Genomic DNA, 21,219 nt, shown 5'->3' on the forward strand with positions numbered 1-21,219 from the left:
ATGTATCTTAACCGCTTTTGTTATTTACTCCTGATCTCCGCTGCGGTCGGAAGCATTTTTACATCGCATCCCGTCGCGATGTGGTTCCTGCTCGCCAACGTGCTAACGCTGGCGATCTACGGTATAGACAAAACGGCGGCACGTAAAACCTGGCGCAGAGTGCCGGAATCCACTTTGTTGGTGTTTGGGGTTGTCGGTGGGTGGCCTGGTGCGATTGTTGGTCAACAACTCTTCCGTCATAAAACGCAAAAGCAGCCATTCAAAACATACTTTATCGTCAGTGTGATAGTGAGTATTGTAGTTACGGTGGCGATCTATCGACTCTATCCATTTTTGTCCTACTGAACATAGAGTATGGATCACTTATTGACCAACCGGCAGCAAAGACAACCTCATATTTTCATGCCACCGGCACTATGATATTGAGCGGTGTTTTGCTCAAGGCGTACCGCAGCCGATGGAACATTATTCAGTGGAATAATGATGAGCTATAAAACTTTCTAACATTGTGGCAAAACAATGATGGACTTCTTGGGTTGGATGGACAAAGTCATTGAAGACGTATTGCGGACATATATCCAGCTGAGGGTCTTTAGCCCCGGGAACATGTACATAGCCGTGGTGAGTATAAGGGTTTTCCGTATCATAACCAATATTACTGGCCACCTCCATTATCATCTTAAATGCATCGGCAGTCTCGAAATAGCATATTTTGTGCTGGGGATATTTTTCTTTTAATTCTTCAACATTAGTTTTTAGCAGGGCATTGTGAGCGGTGCTTTCATCCTTAAGTTTTCTTTTTTCATCAGAATGTTTGCCATAGGGCGTCAAAGACAAATCGGGAATCCCCATGACTAAAACATTATTAACTCCACCGGAAATTATTTTTTCAATATCATCAATTTGTTGCTCAACGACCATCATTACATTATCTTTGTGTAGTGTCATATAGTCATTAGCCCCCAATAAAAATATCGCCAGGTCCTGGTGAGAAGGGGTGTAAGATGCGACTTGTCTGTCCGTATTTGATACAAAGTCACCGAGGCAATTAAAGCAGGAATACCTTGCCGATGTACTTCCCCCTTCAGCAAAATTAAGCATCTCTTTACCTAAGAAGTGTGGAGATGATAAAAACTCAGTCCAGGTAAATCCATTAGTAAACCTTCCGCCAAAGTATTGACCATAGGAGGGTAAGATATGATGTGTTTTTTCAAACATACGCCCCATGGAGTCAGATAAACTGTCGCCAAAAAATACCAGTCTGGTAATATCACCTAAAGAAATATTTTTTGGCTTGGGATGTAATCTATTGATTTCTTTGGCAAGACCAAAAGCTTCCGGATGACATTCAACCTCAATAGATAAAATATTTTCACCATTATCATCTTTAATAATCAACTTATCGGCGTGTTCCTGTGATTCTATAATAAACTGTTCTTTACATCCCTGAGACGCTAAGGCTCGAAGTTTGATGTAGGCTCCGCGAACCTGTACCGGTGTTAGATTCAGTTCCTGATAGTGGTAAAGTTTAAAGATACATTCGAGCGCCTCTGCATGGTAAGTGGTGAAGAAATATGCTTTGATTTTCTCCCATAAACTTAATTCCGGAGGGCGTGCGCTTTCTTTTATTACATTAAATCTTTCAGCACTGATAGATGATGTGAAATAACCCTGTCCAACACTCAATGGCATAGTGTCCTCCTTACTAATTAATCACGCTTTAGCAAAACATTAATTAACAAATATTAGCAAGAAAAGTAATCAGGTAAATGGTGTATATAGAATTGCGCTTCTTTTACAGTTTGTCGCCGCCAAAAAAACACATGCAATATTTATTATTTTTCAACGAAGTAAATATATCATCAACAACGTGAGGTTAATGCCGGGTACATATTATCTGACTGCTATCATTATTGACTGTGCGTCTGGTTAAGGCAAACCTCTAAAAAAAGTAGCCACTCCTGATTTTAGTGTGCTGGCGTGGGTATGAGCTGGCTTGATACTCAGGAAAATTAGGTAAGCTTATCATCAAGCTATTATTTCCAAGGGGGTGGTGTTTTATATAACGTGTTGATTTCTATTTTCATATTAAATATTTCTTAAGTGAGTTAACTATAATGAGTGATGATTCAATTATTAAAAACTCTTCAATGCTTTTGGCCTATTTAGGTGGTCTGGGATGGGGGAGCGCCTATTTTTATGGCTGGGGCGTCTCCGCGTACTATGGTTTCCCGTGGTGGTATGTAGGCGTCGGCCCTGACAACATTGCCCGAAGTCTATTCCATGCGATTAGCCTGATGGCTATATTCATAATAGCGTGGGGAGTGGGTATTCTATTATTTTTTTTAGTAAAGCAAAAAGCACGTATTCACGACCTTAGCTTCTTACGCCTTTTTTTGGCAGCGGTTTTGTTCTTTATTCCAATTGTTATCGAGTTTTCTCTCTTAACAGAATCGTTTTTGTGGGAGCTTTTTTTTATCATTTTACTGGTGGCTTTATGCCTATCGGTGGGGATGCGCTTTTATAGTAAATTGATGCCAGTGATTTGTTTTACGCAACTCAGTTGGGTGCGAAGACATTGTTTCACTATAGTTATGATTGGTTTTATTATATATTTTTTTATATTTTCTTTTTTTGTTGGGATCTATAAGCCACAATTAAAGAAAGAATACGAAATGATATTGTATGATGGAGGCTGGTACTACGTCCTGGCCAGGTATCATGATAGTTTTATTTTGTCGAAATCCTTTACTAAAAATAACAATAGATTTATTATTTTTAGACCAGAAGATGGACACTCTTATGAAATTACCCTGGTAAAAGTCAGACTTTAATAAAATACTGGCTGGCAAGAGCGTGAAATGACGCCAGAGCTTCCCATGGCAGAGATTAGAGAAAGAACTGAGCGCCCATATCTGTAGGCTGTGGAATAGCAATGCCGGGAAGGGCATGGCATGACACTTTATCTGACATTACCATCTGAGTGGCAGTTTAGCAGATGTTTCAGGCCAAACCCAAGTTGAATTGGACCGCTCAGAAGCCGATTACCTACATAACAAATCCTGGCCGCAAGCTTATGCTGTGGGCGGAATATACGACCGCTATTATCCAGATTGGCTGTTAACTTATTTATTTTCCCAAAGTAGCCTATAACAGGGCTCCCTGAGGCATTGGCTAGCATCTGTGCATTGGAAAAACAGCTTCCATTTGCACTATAGCAACTTATAAAGTTTATTGCCTCATGAGAGTTGCTAATATGGCGGATTGATTTGAAAAGTGATGATGACTGACTTGCACCGGAACCGTACCGATTTTCATGTTGAACAACAAAAGGAGCACCATGTTTACAAATCGAAATAGGCATGGATTATTACCTGAGATTGATTTCAAATTAACAATAATGATGACGCTTTTGGGTATTAAAAATCTTTCAAATAACGCTCATTTGATTTTTTGTCCACTATTAACTAAGTCTGGAAAGACACAAGATTGAGATATTTTCGCTACCCGTCGGCGGTGTATCGCAGTTGTGATGTTACGTTCTTACAAGACTGACATCTGCATATCATAACCTTTATTCATTACCACCTGGTGAGTAAATAAAAACTATTAAGCAAATATTTACTTCTGGGTAATGGGACTGGATTTACCGGCATTACCTCTGTGCCCCAGTCGGGCAGAACATTGCAGCTTAGAAAGAAAGCTTTGGTGTTTATTGTCTGTGGCCTGAAAAAGTTCCCATGAGCTGAATATGCTGAATGTGAACTGATTCTTGATGGTCTATGCCGGAAATCTATAAGCTATTGATTTTTATATTGTGTGTAATTTTACAATTACATAAACATAAAATTCTGATAGTATACCCCCCTATAGTATATGGAGGTCGAATGCCGCATTCACCTGAAGATAAAAAACGTATCCTTACCCGTGTTCGTCGCATACGCGGGCAGGTCGAAGCGCTGGAGCGGGCGCTTGAGTCTGGCGAACCTTGTCTGGCGATTCTGCAACAGATTGCCGCCGTGCGCGGCGCTTCTAATGGCCTGATGAGTGAAATGGTTGAGATCCATCTGAAAGATGAGCTGGTCAGCGGGGAAACTACGCCAGATCAGCGCGCGGTTCGGATGGCGGAAATCGGCCATCTTCTTCGCGCTTATCTAAAATAACAATTTCCCTCACCGTAACAGGAAGAGATATATGAAATCACGTGCAGCAGTTGCTTTTGGTCCCGGTCAGCCGCTAAAAATTGTCGAGATTGACGTTGCGCCGCCGAAAAAAGGCGAAGTTCTGGTCAAAATCACCCATACCGGCGTTTGCCATACCGATGCTTTTACCCTTTCCGGCGATGATCCGGAAGGCGTATTCCCGGCAGTACTGGGTCACGAAGGCGGCGGCGTGGTAGTTGAGGTCGGCGAGGGGGTCACCAGCCTGAAACCCGGCGACCATGTTATTCCACTGTACACGGCGGAATGCGGCGAGTGTAAGTTCTGTAAGTCCGGTAAAACTAACCTTTGTCAGGCCGTACGCGCCACTCAGGGAAAAGGGCTGATGCCGGATGGCACTACCCGCTTTTCTTATAACGGCGAACCCGTTTATCACTATATGGGAACCAGCACGTTCAGCGAATATACCGTTTGCGCGGAAATTTCTCTGGCGAAAGTGAACCCGCAGGCGCCGCTGGATAAAGTGTGTCTGTTGGGCTGCGGTGTGACGACTGGTATTGGCGCCGTCCATAACACCGCTAAAGTGAAAGCGGGCGACACCGTTGCCGTTTTTGGTCTAGGCGGTATTGGGCTGGCGGTTATTCAGGGCGCGGTTCAGGCTAAAGCCGGGCGTATTTTAGCTATCGACACGAATCCGGAAAAATTTACGCTGGCGGGCGAAATGGGGGCCACGGACTTTATTAATCCGAATGATTACGACAAACCGATCCAGGACGTTATTGTTGAGCTTACTGATGGCGGCGTAGATTTCAGTTTTGAATGTATCGGCAACGTTAACGTGATGCGAGCGGCGCTGGAATGTTGTCATAAAGGCTGGGGCGAAAGCATTATTATTGGCGTAGCGGGGGCAGGGCAGGAAATCAAAACCCGTCCCTTCCAGCTAGTGACTGGTCGCGTCTGGCGTGGCTCCGCTTTTGGCGGCGTGAAAGGGCGCACGCAGCTGCCAGGGATGGTCGAAGATGCGATGAACGGTAAAATCCGTTTAGATCCTTTTATTACTCACCGCCTGCCGCTGGAGCAGATTAACGATGCCTTTGAACTGATGCATCAGGGTAAATCCATCCGTACTGTTATCCACTTTAGCGATAACTGATTCATCCGCCAGCGGATTTTCCGCTGGCGCTTTTCTGAATTTTCTGGAATGAATGTTGTGAAAATGTGACGAAGGCGATGCTTTTCGCGGTAAGCAAACGTCATGAAGTGCCGATGACTATCTAACGGGCGTGTTTTACGCATAAAACTTACAAGAGAGTCGACGGTCATGGGCAACACATTTTCGATGCAAGCCTCGCATAAACTGGGCTTCCTGCATCATATTCGGCTGGTTCCGCTGTTTTCCTCCATTCTCGGTGGCATCCTTCTTCTTTTTGCTTTGAGCGCCGGGCTGGCAGGCTATTTTCTGTTACAGGCCGATCGCGATCAGCGTGATGTCACGGACGAGATTCAGGTACGGATGGGATTATCCAACAGCGCTAACCACTTACGTACCGCACGTATCAATATGATCCACGCTGGCGCGGCGAGCCGGATTGCTGAAATGGATGAAATGAAAGCCAATATTGCCGCTGCGGAAACGCGGATCAAGCAGTCTCAGGACGGCTTTAACGCTTATATGTCCAGAACGGTGAAAACACCCGCCGATGATGCATTGGATAACGAGTTAAACGCCCGTTACACCGCCTATATCAACGGCCTGCAACCGATGCTGAAATTTGCCAAAAATGGCATGTTCGAAGCGATCATTAATCATGAAAACGAGCAGGCAAAACAACTGGATGCCGCATATAACCATATCCTGTTGAAAGCGATTGAACTGCGCACCGAGCGGGCGAGACTACTTAGCGAGCAGGCTTACCAACGTACCCGGCTCGGTATGATGTTTATGATTGGCGCATTTACGTTGGCGCTGGTATTGACGTTAATGACCTTCATGGTGCTGCGTCGCACGGTGATACAACCCTTGCAGCAGTCTGCGTCACGTATCGAACGCATTGCGGCGGGCGATCTGACCATGGCTGACGAGCCCACAGGACGCAGTGAAATTGGTCGTCTGAGTCATCATCTTCAGCAGATGCAGCATGCGTTGCAACAAACGGTAGGGGCGGTGCGTCAGGGGGCGGAGGAAATTTATCGAGGCACCAGCGAAATTACCGCCGGTAATACGGATTTATCTTCTCGTACTGAACAGCAGGCTGCCGCCATTGAACAAACCGCGGCCAGTATGGAACAGTTGACGGCAACCGTTAAGCAGAATGCGGATAATGCGCATCACGCCAGCAAACTGGCGGAAGATGCTTCCGGTAAAGCCAGTCGCGGAGGCCAGATGGTTTCCGGGGTCGTACAAACGATGGGGAATATTTCCACCAGCTCGAAAAAAATCTCGGAAATTACCGCCGTCATTAACAGTATCGCTTTCCAGACCAACATACTGGCGCTGAACGCGGCGGTCGAGGCGGCACGTGCCGGGGAACAAGGACGCGGTTTTGCGGTGGTCGCCAGTGAGGTTCGTACCCTCGCCAGTCGCAGCGCGCAGGCGGCAAAAGAGATTGAAGGCTTGATCGGCGCATCGGTCAGCCTGATTGAACAAGGATCTGAAGAGGTTATCGCTGCGGGGAGCACCATGAATGAGATTGTGGATGCCGTCAAACGCGTCACCGATATTATGCTCGATATCGCGGCAGCCTCTGATGAGCAAAGTCGCGGTATTGTTCAGGTCAGTCAGGCGATTTCTGAGATGGACAAGGTTACGCAACAAAACGCGTCGCTGGTAGAAGAGGCGTCCGCGGCGGCAGCTTCGCTTGAAGAACAGGCTGCCCGTTTGACGCAAGCCGTTGATGCGTTTCGTTTACAGGATACTGGCGCGACGATGCGATCATCCTTCCTTTAGTAAGCGTCGCGCCAGCGGGCTATTTTAGCCGCGGGCGCGGTTAATGTCCGACAGCCGCTATCACAGCGGCATCGATTTACGGATCGCCGCAATCAGCATTTGCGCCCCGGTTGAGAGCGGGATATCAACTCGCGTAAGAATACCTATCGGTTCGCCCGCGCTCTGGGTCGGCACGGGTAATGAGACCAGCGTTGCCTGGCGAAGATCTTCTTTAACCGCGCCAGAGGGGACGAACCAGACGTAATCGTAATCTACGGTAAGTTGTCGTGATAACGATGCGGATAGCGTTTCGATACATCCGGCAGGCATTTTACACCCCTGGCTTTGCAACAGGGCTTCCGCATTCTGGCGCGGTACCGTGCCTTTTGGCGAGACGACTACCGGCCATTCCATAACCCGACTGAGCGTGATCGTCTCCTGTAACAGGGGATGACCGGGGCGTACCACTAATTTAAGCGATTCTAAAAACAGCAGTTCGTAATTTAAACCGCCCATTAATTCCGGGTCTGACATGCGGCCAATACCCAGATCGATCTCGCCTGACTTGAGACCCGCAAGCAACATCGTATTGTTCATGGTCGCGACCTGTAACGAGGTCGATTTTTGCTGTTGATGGAACCGCCCAATAGCCGCCGGGAGTATACCCAGCGCAGCGGTGGGGAGCGCGCCAACACGCACCACATCGGCGCTGGCGTCCTCTTTGCGATTCAGCGCCTGCCCGGCGGTATTCAATGCATCTAATACTTTTACCGCATGAGTCAAAAATTGTTCGCCAGGAACCGTTAATTGCGCGCCCAGTCGCCCGCGTTCGAACAGACGGGTTCCGGTGAGTTGTTCCAGTTCGTTCAGCGTTTTAGAAAGCGCTGGCTGGCTCAGGTTAAGGGTTTCAGCCGCGCGCCCCAGCGTTCCCTGTTGCGCAACGGCGACAAATGTATGAAGGTGGCGCAACCGAATGCGCTGACTAAACAGACCATTTTTTTCCATAAGCGATGTTAAAAACAGAGCCGTGCGGGTGACAAGTAAAGTTGTTTGTTTTTGATAACCTGATAGCAAAATATTATTAACATTTTACCATTTCAAGTTACAACTGTTTTATTTTACTGATGATTCAACTGCCGTTAAGCGTGTTAAGCCGCGATCTGGTCGGGGATACGCCAGCTCATGTCAATCTGTTCTGCATAATGAATTCAGACCGGATCACACTTTATAAATTCTTCTCCCCGGAATGGATGAGGTTTTCTACACTCCAGGTAACATTCACTGGAGGCATGACATTATGGCGAACACCATCACGGCAGATGAGATTCGGGAACACTTTTCGCAGGCAATGTCGGCAATGTACCAGCAGGAAGTTCCGCAGTACGGTACGTTACTGGAACTTGTGGCTGACGTGAATCTGGCGGTGCTGGAAAATAATCCCAAACTGCATGAGCAGTTGGCTAATGCCGATGAACTGGCGCGATTGAACGTGGAACGACATGGCGCCATTCGTGTTGGCACCGCAGAAGAACTTTCTACCTTGCGTCGGATATTCGCCATCATGGGGATGTACCCAGTAAGTTATTACGATCTCTCTCAGGCGGGCGTGCCTGTGCACTCCACGGCATTTCGTCCCATTGACGAGGCTTCGCTCTCGCGTAATCCTTTTCGCATGTTCACTTCGCTATTACGCCTGGAGCTCATTGAAAACGCGGCATTACGCCAGCGGGCGGCGGAAATCTTATCGCAGCGGGATATTTTTACATCGCGCTGCCGACAATTGCTGGATGAGTACGACGAGCAGGGCGGTTTTAGCGCTGCTCAGGCCGAAGAGTTCGTCCGTGAAACGCTGGAGACTTTTCGCTGGCATCGTCAGGCTACCGTTGATGAAGAAACGTACCTCAGCCTGCATCGTGAGCATCGTTTAATTGCCGACGTGGTCTGTTTCCCGGGATGTCACATTAACCATCTGACGCCGCGTACTCTGGATATCGACCGGGTACAGGCCATGATGCCGGAGTGCGGCATTACGCCTAAAACTCTTATCGAAGGTCCGCCTCGCCGCGAAGTGCCTATTCTGTTGCGGCAAACCAGTTTCAAAGCACTGGAAGAGCAGGTGCTCTTCGTTGATGAAAAGCAGGGTACGCACACGGCGCGCTTCGGCGAAATTGAGCAACGTGGCGTCGCGCTGACGCCAAAAGGTCGTCGATTATATGACGAACTGTTGCACAAGGCGGGAACGGGTAAGGATAACTTCACGCATCAACTCCATTTGCGGGAGGTCTTTAACGCCTTTCCGGATAGCGAATTTCTGCTTCGCCAGCAGGGGCTTGCCTGGTTCCGCTATCGCTTAACGCCTTCCGGCGAGGCGCATCGTCAGGCGATCCATCCTGGCGACGATCCGCAGCCGCTTATTGAGCGCGGTTGGGTGATCGCGCAGCCGATTACCTATGAAGATTTTCTTCCGGTCAGCGCAGCCGGCATTTTTCAGTCGAATTTGGGAAATGAAACGCTGGCCAGAAGCCACGGCAATGCCAGCCGCGACGCCTTTGAACAGGCGCTGGGATGTGCAGTACGGGATGAATTTTCGTTATATCAGGAAGCGGAAGAACGCAGTAAACGCCGTTGCGGTCTGCTTTAAAAGCGGTAAGCTTCACAGGCTGTGAGGATACTGTAAAAGGAAGGCGTTATGTTGAATCCCTCCATCCCACTGGTGGAGACGCGTCACGGTAAAATCGTGGGCGTCGTACAGGAAGAAATCCATATCTGGCGCGGTATACCTTATGCCGCGCCGCCAACAGGGGAGCTACGCTGGCGTGCGCCGCAGCCTGTTACAGCCTGGCAGGATGTGCGCCAGGCGGATTGTTTCTCCTGCGCCAGTTGGCAGGATATTACCTGGTGTCGCGAACTCGGCGGCGGCGATCCGGGAAATTTTTCCGAAGACTGTCTCTATCTGAACGTCTGGGCTCCCGCCGTACGTCATGAACCGTTGCCGGTCATGGTCTGGCTACACGGCGGCGGTTACACCATTGGCGCGGGGAGTTTGCCGCCCTATGACGGACATGCGCTGGCGAAGCGCGGCGCGATCGTGGTGACGGTCAATTATCGGCTTGGCCATCTGGGCTTTTTCGCGCATCCGGCGCTGGAAGGCGGAGAGGCGGAGTGTATTCATAATTTCGCTTTACTCGATCAAATCGCTGCGCTGCGTTGGGTGCAGGACAATATTGCCGCATTTGGCGGCGATACGCAGAATGTGACGTTATTTGGCGAATCCGCCGGCGCCCGCAGCGTGCTGTCGTTGATGGCTTCGCCGTTGGCGAAGGGGCTTTTTCATAAAGCGATTATTCAGAGTGGTTATACGCTGCCGGATACGCCCCGCGATGTGGCGCTAAAAAAAGGCGTTGCGCTGGCAGAACATCTTGGTTTAGCCAATGCCACTGCCGAACAGCTACGCGCTTTACCGGCAGAGACGTTTTGGCCGCTGGACGAGCCTTTTAAAATTGCGCCGACGCCGATTTCCGGCGACGTCGTGCTGCCGCATCCGATGCTGGAAACCTTCTTTGCGGCGAAACAGCATCCCATACCGGTGATGATCGGCTCGAATAGCGATGAAGCCAGCGTATTGGCAGTTTTTGGCGTCGATATTGCCGGTCAAATTCAAAAAATGCGCCGTGAGCGGCGTGTTGGCCTGGGGTTAATCCGGCTGCTTTATCCTGGAGTGAAAGGCGACGAAGCACTAGGGCGGCAGGTCTGTCGGGATATGGTATTTACCACGTTGGGTTATGTCGTCATGCAAGCGCAGCAGCGGATCGGCGAACCGTGCTGGCGTTACTGGTTTGATTATGTCGCCGAAGCGGAGCATAACACCTACGCGAATGGTGCCTGTCATGGCAATGAAATACCGTATGTATTCGATACGTTAACGCGGGCTGAGCCCACATGCCATTATGTGAATGAGAATGACCTGGCCTTTGCCTCGCAGGTGGCGGATTACTGGGTGAATTTCGCTCGTCATGCCAGCCGCACGCGCGACGTGCTGCACGGCCCGGTTCGCTGGCCCGCCAGCATTCGGGGGCGAGATCGTCTGTTGCGGATTGGGCTGAACAAACTTGCCGGTTTTAAAGTGGAAAACCGCTTTATGCGTGCGCGTCTGGCGCTGTTTAAACGAGTCATGAAACATCACGTTAGTCTGGAATAAACTTTTCATAACCTGAAGAATGCTGCGTGAGGTTTACATCCGATTAGGTCGGTTCTTATCGACATAAAATATTTACGCTTTTGCACAGTTTCCAGGCGACCAACAATTGGATTATTAATGAATTTTGTCTAGAGTGAGCGGTCAGAAACGGGCACATTCTTGCTGCTGAAAAAACCAGCGCGGGACCATTCACAAGACCAGAAGGACTCATTTTCAGGTATGAATCGTAGACGATTTATTAAAGGTTCAATGGCAATGGCCGCCGTGTGCGGTTCCAGCGGTATTGCTTCACTCTTTTCTCAGGCGGCGTTTGCCGCAGAATCCGATATTGCGGATGGTAAAATTGTCCGTTTTGATTTTGCTGGTCTGCAATCAATGGCCCAGGCGTTAGCGAAAAAGCCCTGGGGCGGCGCGCCGGGCCCCTTGCCGGATACGCTCGCCAATCTGACGCCGCAGGCCTATAACAGCATTCAGTATGACGCGGCGCATTCACTCTGGAACGGTGTTGCCAACCGGCAGCTCGATATTCAGTTTTTCCACGTAGGGATGGGCTTTCGTCGTCGCGTACGCATGTTTTCCGTTGATACGACGACGCATCTTGCTCGCGAGATTCATTTTCGCCCGGAACTGTTTAAATACAACGATGCCGGCGTCGATACGACGCAACTGGAAGGGCAGAGCGATCTCGGTTTCGCCGGTTTCCGTGTCTTTAAAGCGCCGGAACTGGCGCGGCGCGATGTCGTCTCCTTCCTGGGCGCCAGTTATTTCCGGGCGGTAGATGATACTTATCAGTATGGCCTGTCGGCTCGCGGGCTGGCGATAGATACCTATACTGACGGTCAGGAAGAGTTCCCTGACTTCACCGCATTCTGGTTTGACACCGCCAAGCCGGGCGATACTACGTTTACCGTTTACGCTCTGCTGGACAGCGCCAGCGTGACGGGCGCGTATAAATTTGTGATCCATTGCGAAAAATCGCAGGTGATCATGGATGTAGAAAACCATCTCTACGCCCGTAAAGATATTAAGCAACTTGGCATTGCGCCGATGACCAGTATGTTTAGCTGTGGGAATAATGAACGCCGGGTATGCGACACCATTCATCCGCAAATTCACGACTCCGATCGGCTGGCGATGTGGCGGGGTAACGGCGAGTGGATTTGCCGCCCGCTGAATAATCCGCAGAAATTGCAGTTCAATGCATATATGGACGATAACCCGAAAGGGTTCGGCCTGCTGCAACTCGATCGCGATTTCTCGCATTATCAGGATGTGATGGGCTGGTACAACAAACGTCCGAGCCTGTGGGTGGAGCCGCGCAGTAAGTGGGGGAAAGGCGCGGTTAGCCTGATGGAGATCCCAACCACTGGCGAAACTCTGGATAATGTGGTCTGTTTCTGGCAGCCGGAAAAAGCGATCAAAGCCGGGGATGCGCTGGCGTTCCATTATCGTTTGTACTGGAGCGCGCAGCCGCCGGTACAATCGCCGCTTGCACGGGTCATGGCGACCCGTACAGGGATGGGCGGATTTCCCGAAGGTTGGGCACCGGGCGAACATTACCCGGATAAATGGGCGCGCCGTTTTGCTATTGATTTTGTCGGCGGCGATCTGAAAGCGGCCGCGCCAAAAGGCATTGAGCCGGTAATTACGCTCTCCAGTGGCGAGGCGAAGCAGATTGAGATCCTCTACGTAGAGCCTTTCGACGGTTATCGTATCCAGTTTGACTGGTATCCGACCTCGGATTCTACGGCACCGGTGGATATGCGTATGTTCCTGCGCTGCCAGGGGGAGGCTATCAGCGAAACATGGCTGTATCAGTATTTCCCGCCCGCGCCGGATAAGCGTCGTTATGTCGACGATCGTATCATGCGTTAGTCAGTTTGCCTTCTGTACCGCCACAAGGGCGGTACAGGTTGCGGAAATTGCCCTGGCATAAACCCATTCGTGAGCCGCTGTTTTTGTGACACGGCCTTTCCATCGTTCTATTTTTGCAACAGTCCTTCCTGTTTATCCCTCTCGATCCTGCGGACAGGGAACATTAAGATAGCTTCACCTTATTTAAGATATAAAGTGAATATAATGAAAAAGAGTTTTCTTGGTGCTGTCCTGTCTCTGGGTTTATTAAGTGCTGCTCATGCAGATGTATATAAATTTGATAATATGCATACTAATGCGGTATTTAATATCGATCATTTCCAGACCTCAACCAATCATGGCGGGTTTTATGCTATTAGCGGCGAACTGAAATATCAGCCGGAAAAGCAAGTCGCAGAGATGCGTGTGGCGATTCCTGTGAGCGCCTTAAATACCGGGGTGGATGCGTTTGATAACCATATCCGCAGTAGTGATATTCTGGATGCGGAAAAATATCCAGAAATAGTATTTAAATCGACAAAATGGCATTTTGAAGATAATAAACCGGTTTCTATTGACGGTTTGCTAACAATGAAGGGAGTAACTAAGCCCGTTACCTTAACCACCACCAAGTTTGGCTGTTATATGAGCCCGATATTCAAGGCGCAGGTTTGCGGTGGTGATTTTGTCACGCAAATAGATCGCACCCAGTGGGGTGTAGATTATCTGGTCGATATGGGGATGACGAAAGTTGTCGATATAAAAATCCAGGCAGAAGCGGTTAAGCAATAAAAGGAATAATGATGAAAACTCATCACCTCATTCGGGTAGTGGCCTCGCTGGCGATGTTGGCAACGTCAGGCCTGGCTTATGCTGAAGAGTACAAAGCCAGCACGGACGAAAAAGCAATAAAAATGACGAACGTAGCCTCTCTGGAAGCGCGCGTTCAGGCCAGAATGGAGAAAGGGGCATTTGGTTATATTCGCGGTGGAGCCGAAGATGAGAATAACCTTCGCAGCAACACCGAAAGCTTTGACAAAAAATATATTATGCCGCGCATATTACAGGGCATTGAGTTAAAAGAGATCGATTTATCAACGCAGCTACTGGGTATTCCGCTTAAAACGCCTATAATCCAGGCACCGATGGCAGCGCAGGGCCTGGCCCACGCCTCCGGAGAGTTGGCGACGGCGAAAGGCATGGCGCAGGTCGGTTCGATTTTCTCGTTGAGCACTTATGGCAACAAGACCATCGAAGAGGTGGCTAACGTTTCCGGGAAAAATCCGTTCTTCTTCCAGCTTTATATGAGTAAGAATAATCAGTTTAACGAATTTATTCTTGCACAAGCGGTAAAGCATGGCGCTAAAGCGATTATTCTGACCGTAGATTCGCCTGTCGGTGGTTATCGGGAAGAAGATATTAAAAATAACTTCCAGTTCCCGTTGGGCTTTGCAAACCTGGAAATGTTCGCCAGAAAAAATGACGATGGTTCAAAAACCGGCAAAGGGGCAGGGATAAGTGAAATTTACGCGCAGGCTAAACAAGCCTTTACGCCGGAGGATATTGCCTATGTACATCGTATTTCCGGTCTGCCGGTTATCGTAAAAGGCATTCAGTCGCCGGAGGATGCTGAAATTGCTATCCAGGCCGGGGCCGCAGGAATATGGGTTTCTAACCATGGTGGCCGTCAATTAGACAGCGGGCCGTCCTCATTCGATATGCTTCCTGCGATTGCAAAAGTTGTCAACAAGCGAGTGCCTGTTATTTTTGACAGTGGAGTACGCCGTGGTTCGCACGTATTCAAAGCGTTAGCCAGCGGAGCGGATATTGTGGCGGTTGGCCGGCCTGTATTATACGGTCTTAATCTTGGCGGCACTCAGGGTGTGGCATCAGTGATTGAACAGCTAAACAAAGAGCTGACAATTAACATGATGTTGGGTGGCGCCAGGAATATTGAACAAGTGAAAACGACACGCTTGTTAACTGAAAAAGAGCTGCCCCGGTAATATAAAGGTCGGGTACTATACCCGACCTTTTCCTGTATGATTTCCCTCAACAACGCTTCCGGTAGAAAATGACGCGCTCTGTTTCCTCAAATCCTAACGCCTGGTGAACTTTCTGGGAAATTGTATTTTCCGGCGAGGTATCGGAGGCCATTTCCCGACACCCTTTATTCGTTCCCCATCGTTGCACCGCTGCAATCAATTGTTTCGCTACGCCGCGTTGACGGAATGAGGGGAGAACAAAAATACCTTCAAGGAAAGCCACGGGCGAACTGTCACAGCCATTGACATAATCGTGGCGGATTGAGGCATCCGCAAAGCCAATCGCCACCCCGTCTGCCATCGCAACAAATGATGCCAAATGATCGGCTTGCAGGATTTCTTCGCCGTCTGCCAGATGGGCGTCATCCGGGTGACCGGGCCAGAGCTGTTTTCGCAATCCGCGCCAGTGCTCCAGATGGGTTCTGTTCATTTGCCTGATGTCCATTAGCGCGCTCCTGATGAGGGGTCTGACATGATGAGACGGCATCCCGCCTGCTGATAACGTCGCGCGATAGCAGACGGGAGCGCACTGTCGCTAAGAATGGTAGTAATACAGGACAGCGTCGCCACCGCATGGGGTTCTACAGTATCAAACTTTGAGTGATCGGCCATCAATATGACCTCGCGTGAGCGCTGAATAATGCGCGTTTTAACGCCCACTTCAAACATGGTAGCGTTGGTGATGCCCGTTTCAATCGACAGCGCATCGCAGGAGATAAAGGCGCGTTCAACGGCAAAGGCGTTAATCATCTCCAGCGCCAGACTCTCGCCCACCGAAAAGTAGCCGGGGCGGATCAGTCCGCCGATAATGTAGCTCTCTACGTGTGGGAAGCCACCCAGTTCATTAGCGATTTTGATGTCATTGCAAATGACTTTTACTTTGGCGTCGACCAGACATTTTGCCAGTTCCAGACAGGTGGAGCCGGAGTCGAGAAAAAAGCAGTCTCCATCCTTGATGAACGTGCGGGCGAGGGCGGCGATTTCGCGTTTCGCCTCGCTTTGTAACGTTCGCTTAACGTCGAAAACATATTCTTTATCTTCCGTACTGTCGTCGAAGTCAATACAACCATGGCCGCGAACCATACCGGGATAACGGCTGGCGATATAGTGAAAATCCCGGCGCACGGTTGCCTCTGCATAGCCAAAAAGCTCAATAGCTTGCTGTGTTGAGAGGTGCCTGTGTTGCCAAAGGTAATGCAACATCTGTTTGATACGGTCAGGGCGCTGTTGGCTCATCAGCATATGACTCCTTTATAGCGCGGTGAATTGTGACAACGTCACATCATAGTTCGCCGTCGTGAATAACGCCCGGCCAATCACCAGATGCTGTGCGCCTGCGGCGGCAAGCAGCCGTGCGGCGCGAAGTGTAATACCGCCGTCCGCCCAGCATTCCGCAGCAGGGAAATGCTCTCTGCTCTGGCTCACTTTTTCACACATCGTGGCGATAAATTGCTGCCCGCGCCCGTCGGGTTCGCTGGTCATGATCATCAGCGCATCCAGTTGCAATGCCAGATAACGATAAGGCAATAGCGGCGTTGCCGGGTTAAGCGCCAGTCCTGCTTTCGCCCCGATAGCGCGAATATCCGCCAGAATCTCCGAGGGGTTTTGCACGCTTTCGACATGAATGAAAATCCAGCCGGGGCGAATAGCTGCAAGCCAGGGTAACCAGCGTTGCGGTGATGAGACCATCAGGTGAAATGAGAGCGGATGGCGAGTGTGTTGTGCGACTGCCTGAATGGTTTTCATACCGAAGGTAATATTGTTGATGAAACTGGTATCTTCGATATCCAGATGCAGTGAGCCGAGAGGCGCATCGTGTAAAGCGGTCAACGCCTCGGCATAGCGCAGCGGATCGGCGGAGGCCAGTGAAGGGTGCAGGATCATCGAAACCTCCATCAGCGCAATGCGGTTAATTGCGCGAAAAGCGCGGCGTCATTTGGCGCATCTTGCAGCATCGCGACGCTTTCCGGCGAGTCGAGCCACTGGCTGATGCGTTGAATGGTGCGAATATGTGCTTCGGCATCCGTGGCGCTGGCGCAAAGCAACAGCCAGATGGGATCGCAATCCGCATTGCCGAAAGCGACCGGCGTTGCTAACGTAGTGACGCTGATTTGATTATGGTTGGCGCCTTGCTCTGGTCTGGCATGGGGCAGCGCAATCCCCGGCGCGATAAGATAATATGGCCCCCATTTAAGGGTGTTCTCAATAATACCGTCCAGGTAGCAGGGGGCCGCCGCGCCGAAGGTAATCAGCGGACGAACGGCGATATCCAGCGCGTGTCGCCAGTCGCTGGCATGGCGTTGCGCCTGAACCCACTTAACATCATTAATCATCGATCGTTGACTCCTTGCCGGTTCGGGTTACTCTGGAACCGATCCCCGGCGTGTCTTTTGGCGAAGGCGACGGAGATCGGCAGAAGAGTTATCGCTCTCTGCAGGGGATAAGCGTTTTGCTTATCCCCATTTTATTGTCGGATATGGCGTACTTTCTCCATAAACTTCGCCACGCGCGCCTGGTCGACAAAGTTGGCGAAGACGCCGTCTTTTTTAAACGTGGTTGCCGTTACGCATCCGTCGGCAATGCAGAGCTGCTCCTCAACGTTTTCCAGACACACCCCGGTATTCGCCAGCACGACCGTGTCGGGAACGGTCTCTTTTACCCGCTTCAGTATGGCGCTATCCGTGCGGGCACCCGCCGTCAGGCCTGAGACGCACAGGGCATCGGGGTTATTGTTAAATACGGTCGATTTCGCAATTGAACAGACATCGCGGTTTCCCAGATACACCGCCGCTTCCGGAACGATGTTAAACAGCGTTTTCACGTGGCCTGCGCCGATGCGATGCTGATGGCGAATGGTTTCGCCGACATTCGTATCCCAGACGCCAAAATCGCTGGCGTAAGCGCCGGTGAAAATTTCGCGGATAAATTTTGCGTCGGTCGCCATCGCTAAATCAAACGAGGCCACAGGGTCCCACAACACGTTTACCCCAAACGGTACGCGGATTTCACTCATTAACTGACCGATGATTCTTGCCATCGCGGTGGTCGTTTCCGGTCTGACTTTCGTTAAATAAGGCAGACTAAATTCGTTGGAGAACATCACCGCATCCACGCCGCCATTTTGTAGCGCCATTAAATCGTCATGGGCGCGGTCAATTACCCAGTTCATGCCTTTCCTGGTATCGAACCCGGGATCGCCCGGCAGCGCCCGTAAATGGCACATGGCGATAACGGCTTTTTCTGTTCCTATTACCTCTTTTAGCCAACTCATTCTGGGTTGCTCCTTATTCCGGTAGTTCACGTTTACGTAAGACAAGTATGATGCTGGCAACAATGCCGACCACAATCACCACGCCAATCATGCCCAGCGACATCAATTCAGATATTGACCAGCCAAACATATTTCCCACCGACAGCGCGGTAATTTGCGCGTTTTCAGCGGCGAAGCTAAAGCCGCCTTTGAGCGCCATATCGGTAAAGTACGGTGCGAACTGGGTGGCGATCAGCAGAACGGTAATCATGACAATGATGCCGCTGAGCAGAGTACGAATCAGATCGCCGCGATGAATAACCGTGGCCATGCAGATAAAAAACGGCGCAACCGGTAAATCAGCCAGCGGCAGGACTTTATTGCCCGGCAGTATGCTCGCCAGAATTAACATGATGGGAATTAACAGCAGTCCAACCGCGATGGTGGTCGGGTGGCCTAACGTCACTGCGGTATCCAGACCGATAAAGACTTCGCGCCCTTTAAAGTGTTTCTGGAAGAACTTACGCGCGCCGTCGGAAATGGGCATTAATCCCTCAACGATAAGGCGAATCATGCGCGGAAACAGCACCATAATCGCCGCCACGGTAATCATTAAGGTTGCGCACCCTTTAAAGCCTTCGCCTGCGGCAAGTCCGAAGATCAGCCCGAGAACAACGCCAATGATCACCGGGTCGCCGACCATCCCATACCGTTTTTGGATCTCCTGAGCGTCAATATTGCGTCCTTTCATAAACGGTATTTTTTCGTATATCGCATCCAGCAATACGAACAACGGCACGGAACTGGAGCCATACCCTTGCGGAATAGAAATCCCTTCCAGACCCACAATGTTCTGTACCCGTTTCGCCGTCCAGTCGGCCATTTTCAACGACAAGGCGGCGTGGCAAATCGCGCCCAGTACGCCATAAATCAGACTGCCGGTCATCAACTGGACGACCGTTCCGGTAATGGCGTAGTGCCAGTAGTTATAAATATCAACGTTCATGGTTTTGGTCAGACGAGTCACCAACATACCGACGTTGAGCAGAAAGATAACGGGAATGATCATAGCGCCGATGGCCGTCGCATAGCCGACGCCGGACGCGGGCCCGGCGCCGACGTCAAACACATGCAGCGTCAGGCCAAAACGCTCAATCATCACTTTAATCGGCGGACTGAGACTGTCGATCGCCATGACGATCACCAACCCCATGCCGACAAAACCGATGCCGACCGTCACCCCGGCTTTCACCGCCTGCAGCCAGGGAATACGAAAGATTAAGCCGATGATAATCATAATGATGGGCACAAAGACGGTGCCGCCGAGAGACAGGATGTAATCAAACATAATGCCCCCTTTATTGTGTTAACAGCGCCTTGATTTCTTGTTTTAATGCGTCGTCGTTGATGCCTGTCAGCAGGGCGGCGCCGTTGAGCGTCGGGATGCCATAGTCACTGTGCGTACGCATGGACGTTACGATGAGATCCATACCGTTACAGTTCAACGGGATCTCATTCAGACAACATTGCGCCGTGGTTGCCGCAATGCCTTGCTCCGCCAGAAAGTCCTGCAGTTTTTGTGCAATCATGGTTGATGTCGACATGCCGGTACCACATGCCACAAGGATCTTTTTCATCATGGTCGTGCCTCTTGTGTAGCGCCTGTTTCAGGCTCAATGGGAAACTGTTCTGGCGACATATTGGCCAGCGCAGTCAGTAAACGGATACAATCAGCCAGGTCGCGCAGGCTGGCGACTTCGGCTGGCGAGTGGGTATAGCGGCAGGGAATAGAAAGACTGGCGCAGGGAATACCGTCCAGTTCAACCTGAATGTAGCCGGTTTCGGTGATGACGCCTGGCGCGACTTCTCGCTGTACGGGAATATTATTTTCGTGCGCGGTGGTCTCCAGCATCCGCAGCAAACGCGGCGGCGTAATCAGTCCCGCCAACGTACCGCGTCCGTGATAGTTCAGACAGGTGATGCCGACGCCGTGGTTGACCCGCACATCTGAGTAATCCTGCAGGTCAGGCGTGTCGCAGGATGGGGTGATATCAATACCAATCGCCAGGTCGGGGCGCACGCGTCGTAAAACGGGAATAATACCGCGAATATTGAACTCTTCCTGTACCGACGCGACCAGGAATACCGCGATATCAAGCGGTGTGGAGGCGAGGGCCTCGGCGACGCCCAGTAGCGCCGTACACCCCAGCCTGTCATCCAGCGCCTTACTGCATACCAGGTCGTTGCCCAGACAGTGCGGCGGGTTGTAAAGGGTTACTGGCGTCCCCACCTGAATACCCATTCGTTCGGCATCCGCTTTATCTTTTGCGCCGATATCAATCCAGAGTTTATCGAGCGCGGGTGGCTGGGTGCGCTCGTCACCCTTCGCGAAGTGATATGCTTTAATACCGATACAGCCCATGATATCGCCTGAACGTCCGGCAAGCGTCACAATCGAACCGGGCATAGTAATTTGCGCCGGGCCGCCCACGCGTTCAAAACGTAAAAAACCGGAGGGTTCGATCTTGCGTACCATAAAACCCACTTCATCCATATGCGCAAAAATCATCAGGCGAAGCGCGTCGGATTTATCGCTGCCATAACGGGCGACGACATTGCCCAAGCGATCCCGCCAGACGTCTTTGGCCTGCTGTTCAAACGCGTGCTGCATAACGTTTGCAATACTGCTTTCATGTCCTGAAATCCCGTTTAGCCGCAGTAAAGAAAAAAGCGTTTCCTGCACAGAAAAGGTCATTGGCGTCTCCGTGGTGATAAAACAATCAGTC

21 protein-coding genes are annotated in these 21,219 nt (G+C 50.4%); 10 read left to right on the top strand and 11 right to left on the bottom strand.

Going from position 1 to position 21,219, the window contains the following annotated elements; genetic code table 11:
• The gene (locus ACLJPE_RS03150) at positions 1 to 345 is read left to right on the top strand and encodes a DUF1294 domain-containing protein (protein ID WP_000281190.1); all 345 of its coding nucleotides are present in this window, start codon (positions 1 to 3) and stop codon (positions 343 to 345) included.
• Positions 346 to 465: 120 nt separating this feature from the next.
• On the opposite strand, the gene sseJ is transcribed toward ACLJPE_RS03150, so the two are convergent.
• Entirely contained in the window at positions 466 to 1,692 is a 1,227-nt protein-coding gene (gene sseJ / locus ACLJPE_RS03155) for an SPI-2 type III secretion system effector SseJ (RefSeq protein ID WP_001131418.1), read from the bottom strand.
• Between the two features lie 425 nt (positions 1,693 to 2,117).
• Between sseJ and ACLJPE_RS03160 the strand changes: the two genes are divergently transcribed.
• On the top strand, positions 2,118 to 2,834 hold the full coding sequence (locus tag ACLJPE_RS03160) for a hypothetical protein (RefSeq protein ID WP_001527697.1): 717 nt from the start codon (positions 2,118 to 2,120) through the stop codon (positions 2,832 to 2,834).
• A 128-nt stretch (positions 2,835 to 2,962) separates the two neighbouring features.
• Here the strand turns inward: ACLJPE_RS03160 and ACLJPE_RS03165 are convergent, their stop codons facing one another.
• Positions 2,963 to 3,364 (bottom strand): effector protein, encoded by a 402-nt coding sequence (locus ACLJPE_RS03165; RefSeq protein ID WP_077905323.1) that lies wholly within the window; start codon positions 3,362 to 3,364, stop codon positions 2,963 to 2,965.
• Between the two features lie 523 nt (positions 3,365 to 3,887).
• Here ACLJPE_RS03165 and ACLJPE_RS03170 point away from each other — a divergent pair.
• From ACLJPE_RS03170 to ACLJPE_RS03180, 3 genes are all read left to right on the top strand, one after another.
• On the top strand, positions 3,888 to 4,163 hold the full coding sequence (locus ACLJPE_RS03170; protein WP_001120770.1) for a metal/formaldehyde-sensitive transcriptional repressor: 276 nt from the start codon (positions 3,888 to 3,890) through the stop codon (positions 4,161 to 4,163).
• 31 nt (positions 4,164 to 4,194) lie between these two features.
• Positions 4,195 to 5,313 (top strand): S-(hydroxymethyl)glutathione dehydrogenase/class III alcohol dehydrogenase, encoded by a 1,119-nt coding sequence (locus tag ACLJPE_RS03175; RefSeq protein ID WP_000842138.1) that lies wholly within the window; start codon positions 4,195 to 4,197, stop codon positions 5,311 to 5,313.
• A gap of 168 nt (positions 5,314 to 5,481) precedes the next feature.
• Positions 5,482 to 7,107 carry a methyl-accepting chemotaxis protein gene (locus ACLJPE_RS03180; protein ID WP_031569135.1) on the top strand — a complete coding sequence of 542 codons (1,626 nt, stop codon included), beginning with the start codon at positions 5,482 to 5,484 and terminating at the stop codon, positions 7,105 to 7,107.
• A gap of 60 nt (positions 7,108 to 7,167) precedes the next feature.
• Here the strand turns inward: ACLJPE_RS03180 and ACLJPE_RS03185 are convergent, their stop codons facing one another.
• Entirely contained in the window at positions 7,168 to 8,091 is a 924-nt protein-coding gene (locus ACLJPE_RS03185; protein ID WP_000414259.1) for a LysR substrate-binding domain-containing protein, read from the bottom strand.
• 292 nt (positions 8,092 to 8,383) lie between these two features.
• Between ACLJPE_RS03185 and ACLJPE_RS03190 the strand changes: the two genes are divergently transcribed.
• The 5 genes from ACLJPE_RS03190 to ACLJPE_RS03210 all read left to right on the top strand — a co-directional run bounded on the left by ACLJPE_RS03190 (position 8,384) and on the right by ACLJPE_RS03210 (position 15,144).
• Positions 8,384 to 9,727: a VOC family protein gene (locus tag ACLJPE_RS03190; protein WP_000024089.1), complete on the top strand. Its 1,344-nt coding sequence runs from the start codon at positions 8,384 to 8,386 to the stop codon at positions 9,725 to 9,727.
• Between the two features lie 48 nt (positions 9,728 to 9,775).
• Positions 9,776 to 11,284, top strand: a complete 1,509-nt coding sequence (locus tag ACLJPE_RS03195; RefSeq protein ID WP_039514118.1) for a carboxylesterase/lipase family protein — start codon at positions 9,776 to 9,778, stop codon at positions 11,282 to 11,284.
• A gap of 219 nt (positions 11,285 to 11,503) precedes the next feature.
• Positions 11,504 to 13,159: a glucan biosynthesis protein D gene (locus ACLJPE_RS03200; protein WP_023136772.1), complete on the top strand. Its 1,656-nt coding sequence runs from the start codon at positions 11,504 to 11,506 to the stop codon at positions 13,157 to 13,159.
• Between the two features lie 195 nt (positions 13,160 to 13,354).
• Complete coding sequence (locus ACLJPE_RS03205) at positions 13,355 to 13,930, top strand: YceI family protein (RefSeq protein WP_072102624.1); 576 nt, start codon at positions 13,355 to 13,357, stop codon at positions 13,928 to 13,930.
• Between the two features lie 11 nt (positions 13,931 to 13,941).
• Positions 13,942 to 15,144, top strand: coding sequence for a lactate oxidase (locus ACLJPE_RS03210; RefSeq protein WP_039514128.1), 1,203 nt, complete (start codon positions 13,942 to 13,944; stop codon positions 15,142 to 15,144).
• Positions 15,145 to 15,190: 46 nt separating this feature from the next.
• On the opposite strand, the gene aac(6') is transcribed toward ACLJPE_RS03210, so the two are convergent.
• From aac(6') to ACLJPE_RS03250, 8 genes are all read right to left on the bottom strand, one after another.
• Complete coding sequence (aac(6'), locus tag ACLJPE_RS03215) at positions 15,191 to 15,628, bottom strand: cryptic aminoglycoside N-acetyltransferase AAC(6')-Iy/Iaa (protein ID WP_039514130.1); 438 nt, start codon at positions 15,626 to 15,628, stop codon at positions 15,191 to 15,193.
• Positions 15,628 to 16,419 carry a DeoR/GlpR family DNA-binding transcription regulator gene (locus ACLJPE_RS03220; protein ID WP_001670738.1) on the bottom strand — a complete coding sequence of 264 codons (792 nt, stop codon included), beginning with the start codon at positions 16,417 to 16,419 and terminating at the stop codon, positions 15,628 to 15,630. The genes aac(6') and ACLJPE_RS03220 overlap by 1 nt, the downstream gene beginning before the upstream one ends.
• A 15-nt stretch (positions 16,420 to 16,434) precedes the next feature.
• Positions 16,435 to 17,067, bottom strand: coding sequence for a ribulose-phosphate 3 epimerase family protein (locus ACLJPE_RS03225; protein WP_039514132.1), 633 nt, complete (start codon positions 17,065 to 17,067; stop codon positions 16,435 to 16,437).
• Between the two features lie 11 nt (positions 17,068 to 17,078).
• A complete protein-coding gene (gene sgcA / locus ACLJPE_RS03230; protein WP_000606454.1) occupies positions 17,079 to 17,516 on the bottom strand; it encodes an SgcA family PTS sugar transporter subunit IIA in 438 nt (145 codons plus the stop codon).
• Positions 17,517 to 17,647: 131 nt separating this feature from the next.
• Positions 17,648 to 18,454 (bottom strand): BtpA family protein SgcQ, encoded by an 807-nt coding sequence (gene sgcQ / locus ACLJPE_RS03235; protein ID WP_000118619.1) that lies wholly within the window; start codon positions 18,452 to 18,454, stop codon positions 17,648 to 17,650.
• Positions 18,455 to 18,467: 13 nt separating this feature from the next.
• Positions 18,468 to 19,781: a PTS sugar transporter subunit IIC SgcC gene (sgcC, locus tag ACLJPE_RS03240; RefSeq protein ID WP_000460835.1), complete on the bottom strand. Its 1,314-nt coding sequence runs from the start codon at positions 19,779 to 19,781 to the stop codon at positions 18,468 to 18,470.
• A gap of 10 nt (positions 19,782 to 19,791) precedes the next feature.
• Complete coding sequence (sgcB, locus tag ACLJPE_RS03245; protein ID WP_000976132.1) at positions 19,792 to 20,073, bottom strand: PTS sugar transporter subunit IIB SgcB; 282 nt, start codon at positions 20,071 to 20,073, stop codon at positions 19,792 to 19,794.
• A complete protein-coding gene (locus tag ACLJPE_RS03250; RefSeq protein WP_000144623.1) occupies positions 20,070 to 21,188 on the bottom strand; it encodes a M42 family metallopeptidase in 1,119 nt (372 codons plus the stop codon). Before ACLJPE_RS03250 ends, sgcB begins: the two co-directional genes overlap by 4 nt.
• Positions 21,189 to 21,219: the final 31 nt, after the last annotated feature.

The sequence above is a fragment of the Salmonella sp. SAL04196 genome (genome assembly GCF_046550835.1).
In the GTDB taxonomy this organism is placed as follows: domain Bacteria; phylum Pseudomonadota; class Gammaproteobacteria; order Enterobacterales; family Enterobacteriaceae; genus Salmonella; species Salmonella enterica.